The organism is Gammaproteobacteria bacterium (assembly GCA_036383255.1).
GTDB lineage: Bacteria > Pseudomonadota > Gammaproteobacteria > Natronospirales > REEB76 > DASUBN01.
Genome location: DASVOS010000005.1, coordinates 1 through 17,009, shown reverse-complemented (window position 1 = coordinate 17,009; position 17,009 = coordinate 1). Strand labels below are relative to the sequence as shown.

Annotated in this window: 16 protein-coding genes; 11 read left to right on the top strand and 5 right to left on the bottom strand. The window is 66.2% G+C overall.

From position 1 onward, the window contains the following. Window positions 1-3 precede the first annotated feature (3 nt). The 4 genes from VF651_03270 (at window position 4) to htpX (ending at window position 5,836) form a co-directional block, all read left to right on the top strand. The gene (locus tag VF651_03270) at window positions 4-606 is read left to right on the top strand and encodes a DUF3501 family protein (protein ID HEX7964718.1); all 603 of its coding nucleotides are present in this window, start codon (window positions 4-6) and stop codon (window positions 604-606) included. A gap of 90 nt (window positions 607-696) precedes the next feature. Further along, window positions 697-2,586, top strand: a complete 1,890-nt coding sequence (gene parE / locus VF651_03265; protein HEX7964717.1) for a DNA topoisomerase IV subunit B — start codon at window positions 697-699, stop codon at window positions 2,584-2,586. 19 nt (window positions 2,587-2,605) lie between these two features. After that, window positions 2,606-4,891 (top strand): DNA topoisomerase IV subunit A, encoded by a 2,286-nt coding sequence (gene parC, locus VF651_03260; GenBank protein ID HEX7964716.1) that lies wholly within the window; start codon window positions 2,606-2,608, stop codon window positions 4,889-4,891. Between the two features lie 27 nt (window positions 4,892-4,918). Then, window positions 4,919-5,836: a protease HtpX gene (gene htpX, locus VF651_03255; protein HEX7964715.1), complete on the top strand. Its 918-nt coding sequence runs from the start codon at window positions 4,919-4,921 to the stop codon at window positions 5,834-5,836. Window positions 5,837-5,869: 33 nt separating this feature from the next. Here the strand turns inward: htpX and VF651_03250 are convergent, their stop codons facing one another. Both VF651_03250 and epmB read right to left on the bottom strand, forming a co-directional pair. Continuing rightward, window positions 5,870-8,086: an EAL domain-containing protein gene (locus VF651_03250; protein HEX7964714.1), complete on the bottom strand. Its 2,217-nt coding sequence runs from the start codon at window positions 8,084-8,086 to the stop codon at window positions 5,870-5,872. 105 nt (window positions 8,087-8,191) lie between these two features. Further along, on the bottom strand, window positions 8,192-9,184 hold the full coding sequence (gene epmB / locus VF651_03245) for an EF-P beta-lysylation protein EpmB (protein HEX7964713.1): 993 nt from the start codon (window positions 9,182-9,184) through the stop codon (window positions 8,192-8,194). Window positions 9,185-9,301: 117 nt separating this feature from the next. Between epmB and efp the strand changes: the two genes are divergently transcribed. The 3 genes from efp to VF651_03230 are packed head-to-tail and all read left to right on the top strand — an operon-like array spanning window position 9,302 to window position 11,353. Next, entirely contained in the window at window positions 9,302-9,868 is a 567-nt protein-coding gene (gene efp / locus VF651_03240; GenBank protein ID HEX7964712.1) for an elongation factor P, read from the top strand. 17 nt (window positions 9,869-9,885) lie between these two features. After that, window positions 9,886-10,842 (top strand): EF-P lysine aminoacylase EpmA, encoded by a 957-nt coding sequence (gene epmA / locus VF651_03235; protein ID HEX7964711.1) that lies wholly within the window; start codon window positions 9,886-9,888, stop codon window positions 10,840-10,842. Between the two features lie 10 nt (window positions 10,843-10,852). Next, the gene (locus VF651_03230; protein ID HEX7964710.1) at window positions 10,853-11,353 is read left to right on the top strand and encodes a GAF domain-containing protein; all 501 of its coding nucleotides are present in this window, start codon (window positions 10,853-10,855) and stop codon (window positions 11,351-11,353) included. Here the strand turns inward: VF651_03230 and asd are convergent. From asd to VF651_03215, 3 genes are read right to left on the bottom strand one after another with little or no spacing between them, the layout of a single operon-like run. Continuing rightward, the gene (gene asd / locus VF651_03225) at window positions 11,346-12,209 is read right to left on the bottom strand and encodes an archaetidylserine decarboxylase (GenBank protein ID HEX7964709.1); all 864 of its coding nucleotides are present in this window, start codon (window positions 12,207-12,209) and stop codon (window positions 11,346-11,348) included. The two genes, VF651_03230 and asd, sit on opposite strands and share 8 nt — an antisense overlap. Further along, window positions 12,209-12,652 (bottom strand): copper chaperone PCu(A)C, encoded by a 444-nt coding sequence (locus VF651_03220; GenBank protein ID HEX7964708.1) that lies wholly within the window; start codon window positions 12,650-12,652, stop codon window positions 12,209-12,211. The genes asd and VF651_03220 overlap by 1 nt, the downstream gene beginning before the upstream one ends. Next, on the bottom strand, window positions 12,652-13,290 hold the full coding sequence (locus VF651_03215) for an SCO family protein (protein HEX7964707.1): 639 nt from the start codon (window positions 13,288-13,290) through the stop codon (window positions 12,652-12,654). The genes VF651_03220 and VF651_03215 overlap by 1 nt, the downstream gene beginning before the upstream one ends. Window positions 13,291-13,362: 72 nt before the next feature. On the opposite strand from VF651_03215, the gene prmB reads away from it, so the two are divergent. The 4 genes from prmB to VF651_03195 form a co-directional block, all read left to right on the top strand. Beyond that, the gene (prmB, locus tag VF651_03210) at window positions 13,363-14,298 is read left to right on the top strand and encodes a 50S ribosomal protein L3 N(5)-glutamine methyltransferase (GenBank protein ID HEX7964706.1); all 936 of its coding nucleotides are present in this window, start codon (window positions 13,363-13,365) and stop codon (window positions 14,296-14,298) included. Beyond that, window positions 14,288-15,388: a chorismate synthase gene (gene aroC / locus VF651_03205; GenBank protein ID HEX7964705.1), complete on the top strand. Its 1,101-nt coding sequence runs from the start codon at window positions 14,288-14,290 to the stop codon at window positions 15,386-15,388. The genes prmB and aroC overlap by 11 nt, the downstream gene beginning before the upstream one ends. A gap of 34 nt (window positions 15,389-15,422) precedes the next feature. Next, window positions 15,423-16,442 (top strand): aspartate-semialdehyde dehydrogenase, encoded by a 1,020-nt coding sequence (locus VF651_03200; GenBank protein ID HEX7964704.1) that lies wholly within the window; start codon window positions 15,423-15,425, stop codon window positions 16,440-16,442. A gap of 102 nt (window positions 16,443-16,544) precedes the next feature. After that, window positions 16,545-17,009, top strand: a 465-nt coding sequence (locus VF651_03195; protein ID HEX7964703.1) for a hypothetical protein, incomplete at its 3' end; no start/stop codon positions are given.

Sequence of the window (17,009 nt, the reverse complement as noted above, 5' to 3'; positions counted from 1 at the left end):
GACATGAACATGCAGATCGCGAACGGCAAACTGGAACGCAAGGACCTGTGGAGCCTGGAGGAGTACGCGCAGAAGCGCGCTGCGTTCCGCCAGGAGATCATCGCGCACAAGCGCGCGCGGACCCTGCACATCGGGCCCAACCTCACGCTCCTGTTCGAGGACCGCGAGACCATGCGTTACCAGGTGCAGGAGATGCTGCGCGCCGAGCGCATCTTCGAGGCCGCGGGCATCCAAGACGAGCTGGACGCCTACAACCCGCTGATCCCGGACGGCTCCAACTGGAAGGCGACCATGCTCATCGAGTTCGGCGACGTGGAGGAGCGGCGCCAGGCGCTGGCCAAGCTCATCGGTGTCGAGGACAAGGTGTGGCTGCAGGTGCGCGGCCAGGAGAAGGTCCACCCCATCGCCGACGAGGACCTGGAGCGAGAAACGGAGGAGAAGACCTCCTCGGTGCATTTCCTGCGCTTCGAACTCACACCGGAGATGGCGCGTGCGCTGAAGGAAGGCGCCGAGCTGGACGCGGGCGCGGACCATCCGGCATACCGTCATGAGCTCAAGCCGGTGCCGGCGGAACTGCGGAAGTCTCTCGTCGCCGACCTGGCTTGAAAGCCCTGCAATAGCCGCTGTTTCAGGTAGAATCCCCGCCATCGCGGGCGCCCGGGGCGCCTGCTTATCCAGCAGGGTGATTCCCGCAGCATGGCCGCAAAATACGATGCCGCAGACATCGAGGTCCTCTCCGGCCTCGACCCGGTGCGCAAGCGCCCGGGCATGTACACCGACACCTCCCGCCCCAACCATCTCGCCCAGGAAGTCATCGACAACAGCGTGGACGAGGCCATCGTCGGCCACGCCAAGAAGATCGAGGTCATCGTCCACAAGGACGGCTCCCTCTCGGTGCAGGACGACGGCCGCGGCATGCCGGTGGACGTGCATCCCAAGGAGAAGGTGACCGGCGTCGAGCTGATCCTCACGCGCCTGCACGCGGGCGGCAAGTTCTCGGACAAGAACTACCAGTTCTCCGGCGGCCTGCACGGCGTGGGCGTGTCGGTGGTGAACGCCCTGTCCAGCAAGCTGGAAGTGTGGGTGAAGCGCAACGGCAAGCGCTGGCACATGGGCTTCAAGGACGGCAAGCGCGTCACCAAGCTCGAGTCTCAGGGCGAGGTCGGCAAGGCCAACACCGGCACGCTGCTGCGCTTCTGGCCGGACCCGAAGTATTTCGACAGCAACAAGTTCTCCATCCCCAAGCTCAAGCACGTGCTGCGCGCCAAGGCGGTGCTGTGCCCGGGCCTCACGGTCAAGTTCATCAACGAACAGACCCTGGAGAAGGAGGAGTGGCATTACATCGACGGCCTCAAGGGCTACCTCGTGGATTCCCTCGAGGGCGCCGAGTACCTGCCGAACGAGCCCTTCACGGGCGGCGTGCAGCAGGGCAAGGAGGCGGTGGACTGGGCGGTGGTGTGGCTGCCCGGCGAGGGTGGCGAGATCTTCAGCGAGAGCTACGTCAACCTCATCCCCACCATCCAGGGCGGCACCCACGTCAACGGCCTGCGCACCGGCATCACCGAGGCGGTGCGCGAGTTCTGTGAGTTCCGCAACCTGGTGCCGCGCGGCGTGAAGCTGGCGCCCGAGGACATCTGCGACCGCGCCGCCTATGTGCTCTCCCTCAAGATGGTGGATCCGCAGTTCTCCGGCCAGACCAAGGAGCGGCTGTCCTCCCGCGAGTCCGCGACCTTCGTCGGCGGCGTGGTGAAGGACGCCCTGGCACTGTGGCTCAACCAGCACACCGAGGCGGGCGAGCAGATCGCCCAGCTCGCCATCGAGAACGCGCAGGCGCGCATGAAGGTGGCGAAGCAGGTGGTGCGCAAGAAGGTCACCGCCGGCCCGGCCCTTCCGGGCAAGCTGGCCGACTGCACCAGCGGCGAGCCCAAGCAGTCGGAGCTCTTCCTGGTGGAGGGCGACTCCGCCGGCGGCTCCGCCAAGCAGGCCCGCGACCGGGAGTTCCAGGCGATCCTGCCGCTGCGCGGCAAGATCCTCAACACCTGGGAAGTGGAACCGGGCGAGATCCTCGCCTCCGAGGAAGTGCACAACATCAGCATCGCCATCGGCGTCGAGCCGGGTTCCTCCAAGCTGGACGGACTGCGCTACAACAAGGTCTGCATCCTGGCGGACGCGGACTCCGACGGCAAGCACATCGCCACACTCCTGTGCGCGCTGTTCGTGCGCCACTTCCGGCCGCTGGTGACGGCCGGCCACGTGTTCGTGGCCATGCCGCCCCTCTACCGCATCGACATCGGCAAACAGGTGTTCTACGCACTGGACGACGATGAGAAGAAGGCGGTGCTGGACAAGCTCGTGAAGGACAAGGTGCGAGGCAAGCCGACGGTGATGCGCTTCAAGGGTCTGGGCGAGATGAGCCCGTCTCAGCTGCGCGAGACCACTATCGCCCCCGACACCCGCCGGCTGGTGCAGCTCACGCTGGAGGCGAAGGACCAGACCGACAAGCTCATGGACATGTTGCTGGCGAAGAAGCGCTCCGGCGACCGCAAGGATTGGCTGGAGAAGAAGGGCAACCTGGCTGAAATCTGACATCTATAGGTAAGTGACCATGGCCGAGCAGATGTATACGGTGAAGGGCGCCGAGCAGCAGCCCCTGAAGGAGTTCACGGAGAAGGCGTACCTGGATTACTCCATGTACGTGATCCTGGACCGGGCGCTGCCGCACATCGGCGACGGCCTCAAGCCCGTGCAGCGGCGCATCGTGTACGCCATGTCAGAGCTCTCGCTGGACTGGCAGTCCAAGCCCAAGAAGTCCGCCCGCACCGTGGGCGACGTGCTCGGCAAGTACCATCCGCACGGCGATTCCGCCTGCTACGAGGCCATGGTGCTCATGGCCCAGCCGTTCTCATACCGCTATCCCATCATCGAGGGCCAGGGCAACTGGGGTTCCACCGACGACCCCAAGTCCTTCGCCGCCATGCGCTACACCGAGGCCAAGCTCTCCAAGTACGCCGAGGTGCTCCTCTCGGAGCTGGGGCAGGGGACTGTGGACTGGCAGCCGAATTTCGACGGCACCCTGGAGGAGCCCAAGCTCCTGCCGGCGCGGCTGCCGAACGTGCTCTTGAACGGCACCACCGGCATCGCCGTGGGCATGGCCACCGACATCCTGCCCCACAACTTGCGCGAGGTCGCCACCGCCTGCATCCACCTCCTGGATGATCCCAAGGCCACGGTGCGCGACCTGTGCGAGCACATCAAGGGTCCGGACTTCCCGACCGCGGCGGAGATCGTCACGCCCAAGACCGAGCTGCGCCAGATGTACGACACGGGCAACGGCAGCGTGCGGGTGCGCGCCAAGTGGAGCCGCGAGAAGGGCACCGGTGAGATTGTGGTCACCGCGCTCCCGTACCAGGTGTCCGGCGCCAAGGTGCTGGAGCAGATCGCCACCCAGATGCGCAACAAGAAGCTGCCCATGGTGGAGGACCTGCGCGACGAGTCCGACCACGAGAACCCGACGCGGCTCGTGATCGTGCCGCGCTCCAACCGGGTGGACTCGGACGAGCTGATGGCGCATCTCTTCGCCACCACCGACCTCGAGCGCAGCTACCGGGTCAACTTCAACATGATCGGGCTCGACGGCCGGCCGGCGGTGAAGAACCTCAAGGAGCTCCTGCAGGAGTGGCTGGAGTTCCGCCTCAAGACCGTGACCCGGCGCCTGGAGTTCCGCCTCGACAAGGTGCAGAAGCGCCTGCACATCCTGGCTGGAATGCTGACGGCCTACCTCAACATCGACGAGGTCATCGCCATCATTCGCAAGCACGACGAGCCCAAGCCCGTGCTGATGAAGAAGTTCAAGCTTTCTGACATCCAGGCCGAGGCGATCCTGGAGCTCAAGCTGCGGCACCTGGCCAAGCTCGAGGAGATGAAGATCAAGGGTGAGCAGAAGGAGCTGGCCGCCGAGCGCAAGAGCCTGGAGGAGACGCTGGCTTCCAAGGCCAAGCTCAAGAAGCTGATCCGCACCGAGCTCGCGGCGGACGCCGAGACCTTCGGCGACGAGCGCCGTTCGCGCCTGGTGGAGAAGGCCATCGCGGCCCAGGCCATCGACGAGACCCAGCTCCTGCCCACCGAGCCGACCACGGTCGTGCTGTCGAAGGCGGGCTGGGTGCGTGCGGCCAAGGGGCACGAGCTGGACCCCACGACCCTGAGTTACAAGTCCGGGGACGCCTTCCTCACCGCCGCCTACGGCAAGAGCAACCAGCCAGCCGTTTTCCTGGACTCCACCGGCCGCGCCTACACGCTGCCGGCCCACACGCTGCCCTCGGCCAGGAGCCAGGGCGAGCCGCTCACGGGCCGCGTCTCCCCGCCGGATGGCGCGACCTTCGCGGGCGCCCTGATTGGCGAGCCCACGGACCTGTGGTTAGTGGCGAACGACCTGGGTTACGGCTTCGTGGTGAAGCTAGCCGAGCTCGTCACCCGCAATCGCGCCGGCAAGGCGGTGCTGAAGGTGAAGCCGGGCGCCAAGGTGAGCGTACCCTCGCCGGTGAAGGACGTGAAGACCGACACCCTGGTGGCGGTGAGCAACGAGGGCCACATCCTGGCTTTCGCCATCAAGAACCTGCCGGAGCTGGCCCGCGGCAAGGGCAACAAGATCATGGGCATCAACACCAAGAAGCACGCGGCGGGCGAGGAGGCCATGGCGGCCATCACCAGCGTGCCGGCGGGCGAGAGCATGGTGATCGTCTGCGGCAACCGTCACATGACGCTCTCCGCCAAGGAGCTCGCGGAGTACAAGGGCGACCGCGGCCGCAAGGGCCTCAAGCTGCCCAAGAACTACCGCACCGTGGATGCCCTGTACCCCGAATCCCGCTGGCCGGGCAGGTCCCGCAAGGATTAGACTATTTGGGTCAGGCAGGGGGAGTCCATGATCACCTGGCGTTTCGTCCTGTTCTTGATCACCAATTTCGCCGTGCTCATCGTCATGAGCCTGGTCCTGGGCCTGCTCGAAGCGCTCGGGGTGGTCGACCTCAGTACCGACACCGTCTTCAGTGTCCTCGTGGTGGGGCTGGTCTGGGGCATGACCGGTGCTTTCGTATCTTTGGCACTCTCGAAGTGGGCGGCTCTGCGCCTCACCAAGGCGAAGGCGATCACGGCGCCTGCCAATCCCGACGAGGCCTGGCTCAAGAGCACCGTGGAGCGCTTGGCTGGCCAGGCCGGCATCGGCATGCCCGATGTCGCCATCTACCCGTCCGATGAGATCAATGCATTCTCCACCGGCATGTACCGGGACCACGCGCTGGTGGCCGTGAGCAGCAGGCTGATGCGGGACATGAACCGCCAGCAACTACAGGCCGTCATCGGGCACGAGGTGAGCCACATCGCCAACGGCGACATGGTCACCATGACCCTCCTGACAGGCGTGCTCAACGCTTTCATCTATTTCTTCTCGTGGCTGGTCTCGCGGGGATTGGGTGCCGTCCTGAACCGGGTCGGCCGCTCCATCGGCGCAGCCATCATCGTGTTCTTGGTGGTGATATTCCTGCAATCGGCGCTCGGCATCCTGGCCACGCTCATCGTCATGGCTCATTGCCGGCGCCGCGAGTTACGCGCCGACGCGGGCGGCGCCAAGCTCGTGGGCAGGAATGCGATGATCGATGCCCTCAAGCGGCTCGGCACACTGGAGGAGGGCGATGCGGCCGGGAACAAGGGGACACTGCCGAAGCCGTTGCAGGCCTTCGGCGTCCATGACCATTCGGCCGAGGGCGCGAACCGCTGGTTCCTGTCGCATCCGCCGCTGGAAGAGCGCATCGCGGCGCTGCAGAATTTCAAACAAGATCTTTGACGTAGCGGAGCAGGGATGCGGAGCTGGCGCTCCTTAGCGGGGAGCCCGAGCGTCGGTCATGACGACTTCAGGTTCCTGGACTATGTTGCCCTGGATGAACTCTATGCCTAGGGTGTAGAGCACCGCCATGGTCTCGGGCTTCTCCACCCGCTCCGCCACCGTCTTGATGCCGGCGCCCTGCGCCTTCTCCACGATCTTCTTCACCATGTCGCTGCGTTTGGGATCGGTGGCCAGCACCGCGCTGATGCTGCCGTCGATCTTGAGGTAGTTCACGCCCTTGATGAGGTCGAGGGTATGCATCGGATCGTGGCCGATGCCGAAGTGCTCCAGCGCGAAGCCGCATTTCAGCTTCTGGACGCTCTCGGCGAAGCTGCTGGTGTCGGTGAGGTACTTCTCGGCGGATTTCTCCGGGATCTCGAAGATGAGGGCCCCCGGCGCGATGCCGGTGACGCCCGCGAGCAGCTTCTCGATCCAGGGCAGGAGGCCCTTGTCCGTGAGCGACTGGTCCGAGAGGCGCACGAACAGGCTGCTCTTGTTGCCGGCCTTCGCGCGCTCCGCCAGCATCCGCACCGAGTTCTCCAGGATCCAGCGGTCGATGGCTGGCATCATGCCGATGCGCTCGGCCGCCGGCAGGAAGTCCTTCGGCGGTATCTCCTCGTCCTTGTCACCGCGCATGCGCACCAGCACGTCATGCAGGTCGGTGGCCTCGCCGGTGAGGCTCGCCACCGGCTGGAAAGCCAGGATGAACTTGTTGTTCTTGAGGCCCTCGTTGAAGCGGCGCTGCCACTCGGTATCGGTGACGCGGCCCTCGGCGTCGACGGTCGGGGGCGTCCAGCCCACCACCTTGTTGCCGCCCTGCTGGAGCGCGGTGCGGTGCGCCTGCTCGGCGTCCTCCAGCAGCTTCTCGGCGTTGGTGCGGGCAGCATCCATCTCCACATAGGAGAGACTGATGGTCAGGCTGGTGGACTTGCCGCCCGCCTGGAAGATACGGCTCGCGGCGGTGGTGCGCAGCTTGTCGGCCCAGGCGGCGACCTCCGGCAGCTTGGCGCGGGTCACCATGGCCATGAACACGGTGCCGCCGAAGCGGGCTATCTGGTCGTCCTTCTCGCCCATGCTGCGGATCAGGTCCGAGAGCGCCTTGATGATGTTGTCGCTCGCCAGCACCCCCACCTTCTCGGCCACGGCGGTGAACTTGTCCGGCTTGATGATGACCAGCGCGCGCACCGCGCCCTTGGGCGGTTCCTGCATGGCCTGGTTCAGCACCTCCAGGAAGCGGTTGCGGTTCAGCAGGCCGGTGAACAGGTCGAGGTTGCGGAAACTGGTGAGCTGCTGCACGCTGGCGGCGAGCTTCTGGGTGAGCTGCTCGTTCTGCTGGGTGAGCTGCTCGATCTGCTGCGCGAAACCTTCCGCCTTCTCCTGGGCCTTGGTATGCACCTTGATGGCGAGCTCCTGCGCCTGCTGGGTCTTGGCCTGGGCCTCCTTCGCCCCGGCATCGCTGCGGATGGAGATGGCGATGGCTGGCTCGCCATCCACCTCCACCTTCGCGAACTCGAGCACGGTGCTGAAGGGCTTGCCCTCCGCCGGAAGGCCCTTCACTTCCAGCGGTTCCACGGCCTGGTCCTTGCCGGCGATCTTGAGCGCCTCCTTGAGCGCGCCCTGCGATGCGCTCTCGAACAACTCCAGGATGGGTGTGCCCTCGATATCCGCGCTCTCCTTGTGGCCGAACAGCTCCAGGAAGGCGGGATTGGCGGAGAGGATGATGCCGTCGTGCACGTAGCTGATGGCGTCCTTCGACTCCTTCACCACCAGGTTGATGCGCTTCTCGTACTCATGCAGCTTGATGCTGGCCTGCTCGAAGTCGCGGGCCAGCTGCAGCACCTCCAGCTCGCGCGAGACCACCGCCTGCAGATGCTCCACCTGGGCCATGGACACGAGGTCACGTGCGCCGGTGTTGACGATCTCGGCCACGATCATGGGCTTCAGGCTGTCGCCGATGGCGATGATCGGCACGTTCGGCAAGGTCATGTCGCGCATGCGCACCACGTCGGCGAAGGGTGCCGCCGGCACGCTGGTGGAGCAGAGGATCAGGTCGGGCTTCTGCTGCTTGATGCTCTTCTCGGCGGCGTCGATGCTCGCCACCCAGATGGGACGGACGGCGTGTCCCGCGTTACGCAGCGTGCTGTTGAGGGTTTCCGCGTCGTTCTGCGAGGGCGCGACGACGAGGACAGGCAGGACGCTGCGTGGCGACAAGAGGACTCCCTAGAAGACCCGATAACTCTTTGTTGCGGAGGGTATTTTTATCCCATCCACGACACTTTTACCAGTGAGCGCCGTGATTACCGTCACGGTCGATGGCTATCTCGCCGGCTGGAACACCGGCATTTTAGCCGGAGCCCCCGGCACTTCCCGCACCAGCTTGGGCACGAGATAGCCAGGCAAGCGGGCGCGGATGGCGTCCATGAGCGCCAACGCCTCGGCTTCCGGCACGTCGAAGTGCGCGGCGCCTTCCACCGGATCAAGCAGGTTGAGGTAGTAGGGCAGCACCTGGGCTTCGAACAAGGCCTCGGACAATGCCTCCAGGGCTTCTGCCGAGTCGTTCACCTTCCGTAACAGTACGGTCTGGTTGAGCAGCGTGACGCCGGCCCCGCGCAGCCGCGCGCAGGCTTCCTTCACCGCGGCGTCGATCTCGCGCGCGTGGTTCACGTGCAGCACCATCACCTTCTGCAGCCGCGAGGCCTCGAGCCAGCCGAGCAGCGTCTCGTCCACGCGGGACGGCAGCACCACCGGCTGGCGGGTGTGGATGCGCAACCTCCTTATATGAGGTATGGCCGAGAGCGACCGCTCCAGGGCCGCCAGGCGCTCGTCGCTGAGCGCCAGCGGATCGCCGCCGCTCAGGATCACCTCGCGCACGCTCCGGTCGGCGGCGAGGTAGTCCAGCGCCTCCTTCCATTCGCCGCTGCGGGCGTTCTCCTCGGCGTAGGGGAAGTGACGGCGGAAGCAGTAGCGGCAGTGCACGCCGCAGGCGCCCGTGGTGATGAGCAGTACCCGGCCACGGTACTTGTGGAGCAGTCCCTTCGCGGCGACGCTCGGCAGGTCGCCCACGGGGTCGCGGCTGTAGCCCGGAGCCGCTGCCAGCTCCTCGCCCAGGGGCAGCACCTGGCGCAGCAGCGGGTCGGCCGGGTCGCCCTTGGCGATGCGCGCCAGGAAGGCGCGCGGCACCCGCAGGGGAAAGCCCGCGGCGGCACGGCGCGCGGGCTCGAGCCAGCGCGGGTCCAGTTCCAGCAGCGCCAGCAGCTCGGCGGGGTCGCGCACTGCTTCGGCCATCTCGGTCTGCCAGCGGGTGGTCATGGGTGGTTCGTGGGGCTGCCCGGAGACGGGCGGTAGGGTATGATTACGCGCTTTTTCGGGCGGCACCTGTCGATATGGGGCGGCCCGGGCCCATTTTAACACTTGGCGGATATCTCCATGAGCAGCTACAGCACCAGCGAATTCAAATCCGGTCTCAAGATCATGATGGATGGCGACCCCTATGCCATCCTCGAGAACGAAGCCGTGAAGCCCGGCAAGGGCCAGGCCTTCAACCGGATCAAGATCCGCAACCTCAAGACCGGCAAGGTGCTGGAGCGCAACCTGAAGTCCGGCGATACCGTCGAGGCCGCCGACATCGCCGAGCTGGACGTGCAGTACCTGTATGGCGATGGCCAGTTCTGGCATTTCATGAATCCGGAGAACTTCGAGCAGCTTGCCGCCGACGCTGTCGCCATGGGCGATGCCAAGAACTGGCTGAAGGGCGAGGAGCTCTGCAAGATCATGCTGTGGGACGGCAAGCCCCTGGCCGTGACCGCGCCCATCTTCGCCATCCTCAAGGTCACCGAGACGGATCCCGGCGCGCGCGGCGACACCGTCACCGGAGGCAGCAAGCCTGCCAAGCTGGAGACCGGCGCCACCGTGAAGGTGCCGCTGTTCATCAACGAAGGCGACCTGATCAAAGTCGACACCCGTTCTGCGGAGTATGTCGCCCGGGCTAAGTAAGCCCGCGCGCGTCAGTCATGTCTGACTGGCAGCCCACAGCCTCGCTAGATAATCTCAAGCTGCGCGCGGAGCTTCTGACGAAGTTCCGCGCTTTCTTTTCCACCCGTGGCGTGCTGGAAGTGGATACGCCGGCCCTGTCCCGGGCAGGCGCCACCGACCGCCACATCCAGAGTTTCCGTGTCGAGGATGGCCGCAAGGGTCATCTGTACCTTCACACTTCTCCGGAGTTCCCCATGAAGCGCCTGCTCGCCGCAGGCGTGGGCGATATCTACCAGCTCTGCAAGGTGTTCCGCAGCGGCGAGGCGGGACGCATGCACAACCCCGAGTTCACCATGCTGGAGTGGTACCGGATCGGTTTCGACCATCACCAGCTGATGGCGGAGGTGGCGGAGCTGATCGGCGCGCTGCTGCCGGAACTCGATCCGCCGGAATACCTCACCTACCGGGAGGCCTTCCAGACCCATGCGGGCTTTGATGTGGTCACCGCCGGCAGCAAGGACTGCATCGCCGCCTTGAACCGCGCGGGACGCCAGGTGCCGGCCGAGGACCAGTTGGATTACGACGGCTGGTTGGACATGGTGGCGGGGGACCTGGTCTACCCGGCGCTCGGCAAGGGGCGCCTCACCTTTATATATAACTATCCGGCGAGCCAGGCTGCCCTGGCCCGGGTGTGGCCCGGCGAGCCGCCGGTGGCGGAGCGCTTCGAGGCCTTCATCGGCGGCGTGGAGCTGGTGAACGGCTTCCACGAGCTCTCGGACGCGGCCGAGCAGCGGCGCCGCTTCGAGGCGGATAGGGCCTACCGCAAGGCCCAGGGCCTCATGGAGGTGCCGCTGGACGAGGGCCTGTTGGCGGGTTTGGAGCAAGGTCTTCCGGACTGCGCCGGCGTAGCATTGGGTTTCGACCGGTTGGTAATGATCGCCGCCGGTGCCCGGTCTATAGAGGAAGTGATCGCGTTCCCGGCGGACCGGGCCTGAGGAGAGAGAGATGAGTTTCGAGCTGAAGAAGGTGAAGGCGGATAGCAAGGCTGATCTCTACGGGGACCTCCTGTCCCAGGCCAAGGGCCTGCTGCACGACGAGCATGACCGCGTGGCCAATGCCGCCAATTTCTCGGCGCTGCTCTACCACAGCCTGCCGGACGTGAACTGGGTGGGTTTCTACTTCATCAACAAGGGCATGCAGGGCGACGAACTGCTGGTGGGGCCATTCCAAGGCAAGCCTGCCTGCGTGCACATCGCCCTCGGCAAGGGCGTCTGCGGCACCGCCGCTAAGACCCGTGAGACGCAGCTGGTGCCGGACGTGAACGCCTTCCCGGGCCATATCTTCTGCGACGGGGATTCCCGCTCGGAGCTGGTGGTGCCGCTCATCCACGAGGGCGAGGTGCTGGGCGTGCTGGACCTGGACAGCCCCAAGCTCGCGCGCTTCGACAAGGAAGATCAGGCTGGGTTGGAAGCTCTGGCGAAGGTCTTCTTGGATAGCCTCAGATAATAGAGGCGATCTTCCGGCCCATGCGCACGGACGAGGCGGGCTGATAGCCAGGTTCCCAGCGGATGCGGCCCTGGGCGAACAGCAGGATCACCGTGGAACCCATGTTGAAGCGGCCCGCCTCGGCGCCCTTGGCTAGTCTGACCTCGCCTGCCTGGTAATCCCAGCTCCTGACCTTCCCGCCCTTGGGCGGAGTCACCTCGCCGGCCCACACCGTCTCGATGCTGGCCACGTTCAGTGCGCCCACCATCACCAGGGCCATGGGCCCGGCGGGCGTGTCGAACAGGCAAGCGACCCGCTCGTTGCGGGCAAACAGCCGCGGCACCACGCGGGTGGTGGGCGGGTTCACGCTGAACAGGCGTCCCGGCACGTGGGTCATGCGGGTGAGCGTGCCGTCCAGCGGCATGTGGATGCGGTGGTAATCCTTCGGCGAGAGGTAGAGCGTGGCGAAGCTGCCATGCTCGAACAGGGCTGCGGCTGCGGCATCGCCGCCGAGGAGTTCCAGCGCGGTGAAGGCCTGGCCCTTAGCCTGGAAGATTCGGCCGCTTTCGATCGCGCCGATCTGGCTCACGGCCCCGTCCACGGGGCAGGCCACGTCCTTCGCGCCGGCGGCGACAGGGCGCGCATGGGGATGCAGCGCCCGGGTGAAGAAGGCATTGAAATGCTCATAGGCGCCGAGGTCCGCCTGCACGGCCTCGCTCATGTCCACGCCGAAGCGGCGCGCGAAGTCCCGGATCGCCCAGTCCTTGAGGCCGCGGTGGCGCACGCGCGTGAGGCGGTGGGTCAGACGCGAGATGGCATGGTGCGGCAGCGGGTGCTGCAGCCAGGCCTTGATGCGGTCGGCGAGGGAGGCGGACATCAGCGCTGCGGCGGGTCGCGGCGCACCGGCGCCAGGATCGCGAGCTCGGAACCGTCGGAGAACGCGAGCGTGAGCGACACCATGTCGCCGGCGAACAGGTTCTTCTTCGGCTGCATCAGCATCACGTGGTAGCCGCCGGGCTTGAACTCGACGCTGCCCAGCGCGGGGATGTCCACTTCTCCCACCTGGCGCATGCTCTCCGTGCCGCCCTGGCTCACGCTCTCGTGCATCTCCACCGTGCCGAAGTCCGGGCTCTTCACCGAGGTGAGCGTGAGGGGCTTGTCGGTGAGGTTCTCGATGCTGAAGTAACCCGCAAGCACGCTCACGCCCGGGGGCGCCTGGCGTATCCACACATGGCCGGCGCGCACGCTGGGACCCTCGCCTCGAGCGGCAGGGACGAAGGCAGCGAGCAGGAGCAGCAGGACGGGCAGTCGGCGCGGCATCAGGTGTTCTCTCCGTAGTACTTGAGTATCGCAAGGTAGTCGGCAGCCATGCGCTTGGGTTGCAGCGGTGGGGTGAACAGCGCCACCTCCCGTGCTTCCGGGTCCACCAGCACCACGAAGGTGCTGTGGTTCACGCCGTAGTCCCCCTTGCGATCGGCCGGGTCGTAGGAGAAGTCCACGCCCAGGGGAGCGGTCAGCGCCTTTAGCGACTCGACGTTGCCGGTCGCCCCTATGAAGGCCGGGTTGAAATAGAGCGCGTAGTTGCGCAGCAGCGCGAGGTCGTCCCGCTGCGGGTCCACCGAGATGAAGTACACGGCGGGCTTGTCCGCCGCAGGCACGCCGCGGAGTTGCCCCTGCATGTGGTCCAGTTCCGAGAGGGTGGTGGGGCAGGCATCCGGACAGTGGGTATAGCCGAAGTAGAGCAGGCTCCAGTGGCCGAGCAGGGCCGCGCGGGTGAAGCCCTGACCTGCGGTATCGCTCAGCGTGAATTCCGGTAACGGCTTGGCCTCATGCAGCAGCACCGCCTCGGTCACCGGCCGCGGGTGACGGGGATGGAAAGTGAGGTAACCGGCAAGCAGGCCGCCCGCGATCGCCAGGATGCATAGCCCGGCGTAAGCCAGCAGGGTCTTGGATTTCATGGCGGAATTATAACAGCAGGGTGCGCGACTCCTTTATCATAGGCGCTTCCCGACCTTGAGGCCGCGCGCGAGATGGAACGTTTCGAGGACATCGGCTCACGCCTGGAGACGCCCAAGGACTTCGTCCGCTGGGGCGCGAGCGCGTTCAGCCGCGCCAAGCTGCATTTCGAGCACGGCACCAACAACGCGGTGGACGAGGCCCTCAACCTGGTGCTGCATGGCTTGAGCCTCACCCATGATATCCCGCCCTGGCTGCTGGACGGCCGCCTGACCGACGCCGAGAAGCGCGCGGTGTACGACCTCATCCGCCGCCGCGTGGAGGAGCGCAAGCCCTACGCCTACATAACGAACACCGCCCGTTTCGCCGGCCTGGATTTCTACGTGGACGAGCGGGTGCTGGTGCCGCGCTCGCCCATCGCCGAGCTGATCGAGGCCGGCTTCGAGCCCTGGATAGATGCGGAGCGGGTGAGCCGGGTGCTGGACCTGTGCACCGGCAGCGGCTGCATCGCCATCGCCTGCGCCCACGCCTTCGGCGACGCGGCGGTGGACGCCACTGACATCTCCGACGACGCGCTGGCGGTGGCCCGCATGAACGCCGAGCGCCTGCATGTGGCGGACCGGGTGCTGTTGCACAAGGCCGATGTCTTCGAGGGGTTGCCGGAAGCGCCTTACGACATCATCGTGAGCAATCCGCCCTACGTGGACGCCGAGGACATGGCGACTCTCCCTGACGAGCACAAGCACGAGCCCAGGCTAGGACTCGCGGCGGGGAAGGACGGCCTGGACGTGGTGCGCCACATCCTCGCGGATGCGCCGCGTTACCTCGCGCCGGACGGCATCCTGGTGGTGGAAGTGGGCAACAGCCGTTGGGCGCTGGAACAGGCCTATCCCGACCTGCCGTTCACCTGGCTCGAGTTCGAACGCGGCCAGGCGGAAGTGTTCCTGCTGCGCGCCGGCCAGCTCGGCGCGCCGGCCAAGCCCCAGAAGAAGGCGGCGCGTGTCCGGTAACACGTTCGGCCGCCTGTTCAGCGTGACCACCTTCGGCGAGAGCCATGGACCGGCGCTGGGCTGCGTCGTGGACGGCTGCCCGCCGGGGCTCGCGCTCACGGAGACGGACATCCAGCGCGACGTGGACCGCCGCCGCACCGGCACCTCGCGCCATACCTCCCAGCGCCACGAGGCGGACACGGTGAAGATCCTCTCCGGCGTGTTCGAGGGTGTCACCACCGGAACGCCCATCGGCCTGCTGATCGAGAACACCGATGCCCGGTCCAAGGACTACGAGACCATCCAGGATAAGTTCCGTCCCGGCCACGCCGACTACACCTATCTCATGAAATACGGCCGCCGCGACCATCGCGGGGGCGGGCGCGCGTCGGCCCGGGAGACGGTGATGCGCGTCGCCGCCGGCGCCATCGCGCGCAAGTACCTAAAGGAACGCTACAGCGTCAGCATCCGCGGCTGGCTGGCCCAGCTCGGCCCTCTCGCGCTGGACATGAAAGACATCGACGCGGTGGATTCCAACCCGTTCTTCTGCGCGGATCCTTCCCGCGTAAAGGAACTGGAGGACTACGTGGATACCCTGCGCAAGTCCGGCGACTCCATCGGTGCGCGCGTCACGGTGTCAGCCGCCGGTGTGCCGCCGGGTTGGGGCGAGCCGGTGTTCGACAAGCTGGACGCAGACCTGGCCCGTGCCATGATGGGCATCAACGCCGTGAAGGGCGTGGAGATCGGTTCTGGCTTCGGCGCCGTGACGCAGAAGGGCAGCGAGCACCGGGACGCGATAACGCCGCAGGGGTTCAAGAGCAACCATGCGGGCGGCATCCTGGGAGGCATCTCCACGGGGCAGGACATCGTGGTGAGCCTCGCCATCAAGCCTGCTTCCAGCATCCGCCTGCCGGGCGAGACCGTGGACGTGGCGGGTGAGCCCGCCGAGGTGGTGGTCACCGGCCGCCACGATCCCGTGGTGGGCATCCGCGCGGTGCCCATCGCCGAGGCCATGCTGGCACTCACCCTCATGGACCATGCGCTCAGGCACCGCGGCCAGAACGCCGACGTGACGCCGCCGCTCAAGCCCATCCCGCCTTCCGCGCGCTGAGGCGCGCACCACCCATGCTGAACCTGGAGTCCGCGTGAAGACCTTCGATGTAGCCGTAGTGGGCGCCACCGGTGCCGTGGGCACCGCCCTGCTGGAGATCCTCGCCGAGCGCAAGTTCCCGGTGGGCAAGGTGTACGCGCTCGCGAGCGAGCGCTCCGCCGGCGAGCGCATCGAGTTCGCCGGCCGCGAGGTGGTGGTGCAGGACCTCGCCAAGTTCGACTTCGGCCAGGCGCAGATCGGTCTCTTCTCCGCCGGCGCCTCCGTGTCCAAGGCGTACGCGCCCAAGGCCGCCGCCGCCGGCTGCGTGGTCATCGACAACACCTCGCAGTTCCGCTATGAGGCGGACGTGCCGCTGGTAGTGACGGAGGTGAACCCGCAGGCGCTCGCCGGCTACAAGGCCCGCGGCATCATCGCCAACCCCAACTGCAGCACCATGCAGATGGTGGTGGCCCTGAAGCCCATCCACGATGCGGTCGGCATCCTGCGCATCAACGTCGCGACCTACCAGGCGGTATCCGGCGCCGGCCGGGCGGCCATCGAGACCCTGGCCCGGGAGACGGCGCTGCTGCTCAACGGCAAGCCCCTGGAAGAGGGCGGCAAGTTCCCCAAGCAGATCGCCTTCAACGTGCTGCCCCAGGTGGACGAGTTCCAGGACAACGGCTACACCCGGGAAGAGATGAAGATGGTGTGGGAGACCCACAAGATCCTGGACCCGGCCATCCAGGTGAATGCCACCTGCGTCCGGGTGCCGGTCTTCTATGGCCATTCCGAGGCCATCCACCTCGAGACCCGGGACAAGATCGGGGCAGGGGAAGTGCGTGCCCTGCTGGCCAAGGCCCCAGGGGTTGTGGTCCTGGACGAGCGCCGCCCCGGGGGGTACCCCACCCCTGTCACCGAGGCCTCCGGCCAGGACGCGGTCTATGTAGGCCGGATCCGGGAAGACTTGAGCCATCCCCGGGGTCTAGACCTCTGGGTGGTGTCCGACAACATCCGGAAGGGGGCAGCCCTGAACAGCGTCCAGATAGCCGAGTTATTGGTGAAAAGCTATTTATAAGCTATAGTTAGCCCATCATTGTAAAGAGCGTTCTTAGCTTGAGAGGGTCCTGACCCGCCTCCGAGCCCCCGGGGGGCGGGGGGTTTGGGGGAGAAGAAAGTAATGAGCATGAAGCTGAAGGTTCTTCTGGCCTTGGTGTCGGCGGCGCTGCCCATGGCAGCGAATGCGCTTGGCCTGGGCGAGATCAAGCTCAACTCGGCGCTCAACGATAAGTTCAATGCCGACATCGCGGTGGTCGGTGCCACCAGCGACGAGCTCGACAGCCTCGAGGTCAAGCTCGCAGGCCTAACCCAGTTCAGCCAGGCCGGCCTCGACCGGCCTGAAGTGCTCGGCCAGCTCCAGTTCCTGGTGGTGCGCAATCCTGACGGCACCGCCTACATCCACATCACCAGCAACGCCGCCGTGCGCGAGCCGTTCCTGGACTTCCTTTTGGATGCGAACTGGAACAACGGCGAGTTGATCCGCGAATACACCGTGCTGCTCAACCCGCCGGCGTTCCAGACCGCGAACGCCGCGCCCACTGCTGCCGCGCCGCAGCCCGCGCAGGCACCCGCCGCGCAGCCGAGC

Bases quoted from the DNA above. Each gene is read 5' to 3' on its own strand.
- VF651_03270 (HEX7964718.1), top strand. From the start codon at position 4: ATGAACATGCAGATCGCGAACGGCAAACTGGAACGCAAGGACCTGTGG.
- parE (HEX7964717.1), top strand. From the start codon at position 697: ATGGCCGCAAAATACGATGCCGCAGACATCGAGGTCCTCTCCGGCCTC.
- parC (HEX7964716.1), top strand. From the start codon at position 2,606: ATGGCCGAGCAGATGTATACGGTGAAGGGCGCCGAGCAGCAGCCCCTG.
- htpX (HEX7964715.1), top strand. From the start codon at position 4,919: ATGATCACCTGGCGTTTCGTCCTGTTCTTGATCACCAATTTCGCCGTG.
- epmB (HEX7964713.1), bottom strand. From the start codon at position 9,184: ATGACCACCCGCTGGCAGACCGAGATGGCCGAAGCAGTGCGCGACCCC.
- efp (HEX7964712.1), top strand. From the start codon at position 9,302: ATGAGCAGCTACAGCACCAGCGAATTCAAATCCGGTCTCAAGATCATG.
- epmA (HEX7964711.1), top strand. From the start codon at position 9,886: ATGTCTGACTGGCAGCCCACAGCCTCGCTAGATAATCTCAAGCTGCGC.
- VF651_03230 (HEX7964710.1), top strand. From the start codon at position 10,853: ATGAGTTTCGAGCTGAAGAAGGTGAAGGCGGATAGCAAGGCTGATCTC.
- asd (HEX7964709.1), bottom strand. From the start codon at position 12,209: ATGTCCGCCTCCCTCGCCGACCGCATCAAGGCCTGGCTGCAGCACCCG.
- VF651_03220 (HEX7964708.1), bottom strand. From the start codon at position 12,652: ATGCCGCGCCGACTGCCCGTCCTGCTGCTCCTGCTCGCTGCCTTCGTC.
- VF651_03215 (HEX7964707.1), bottom strand. From the start codon at position 13,290: ATGAAATCCAAGACCCTGCTGGCTTACGCCGGGCTATGCATCCTGGCG.
- prmB (HEX7964706.1), top strand. From the start codon at position 13,363: ATGGAACGTTTCGAGGACATCGGCTCACGCCTGGAGACGCCCAAGGAC.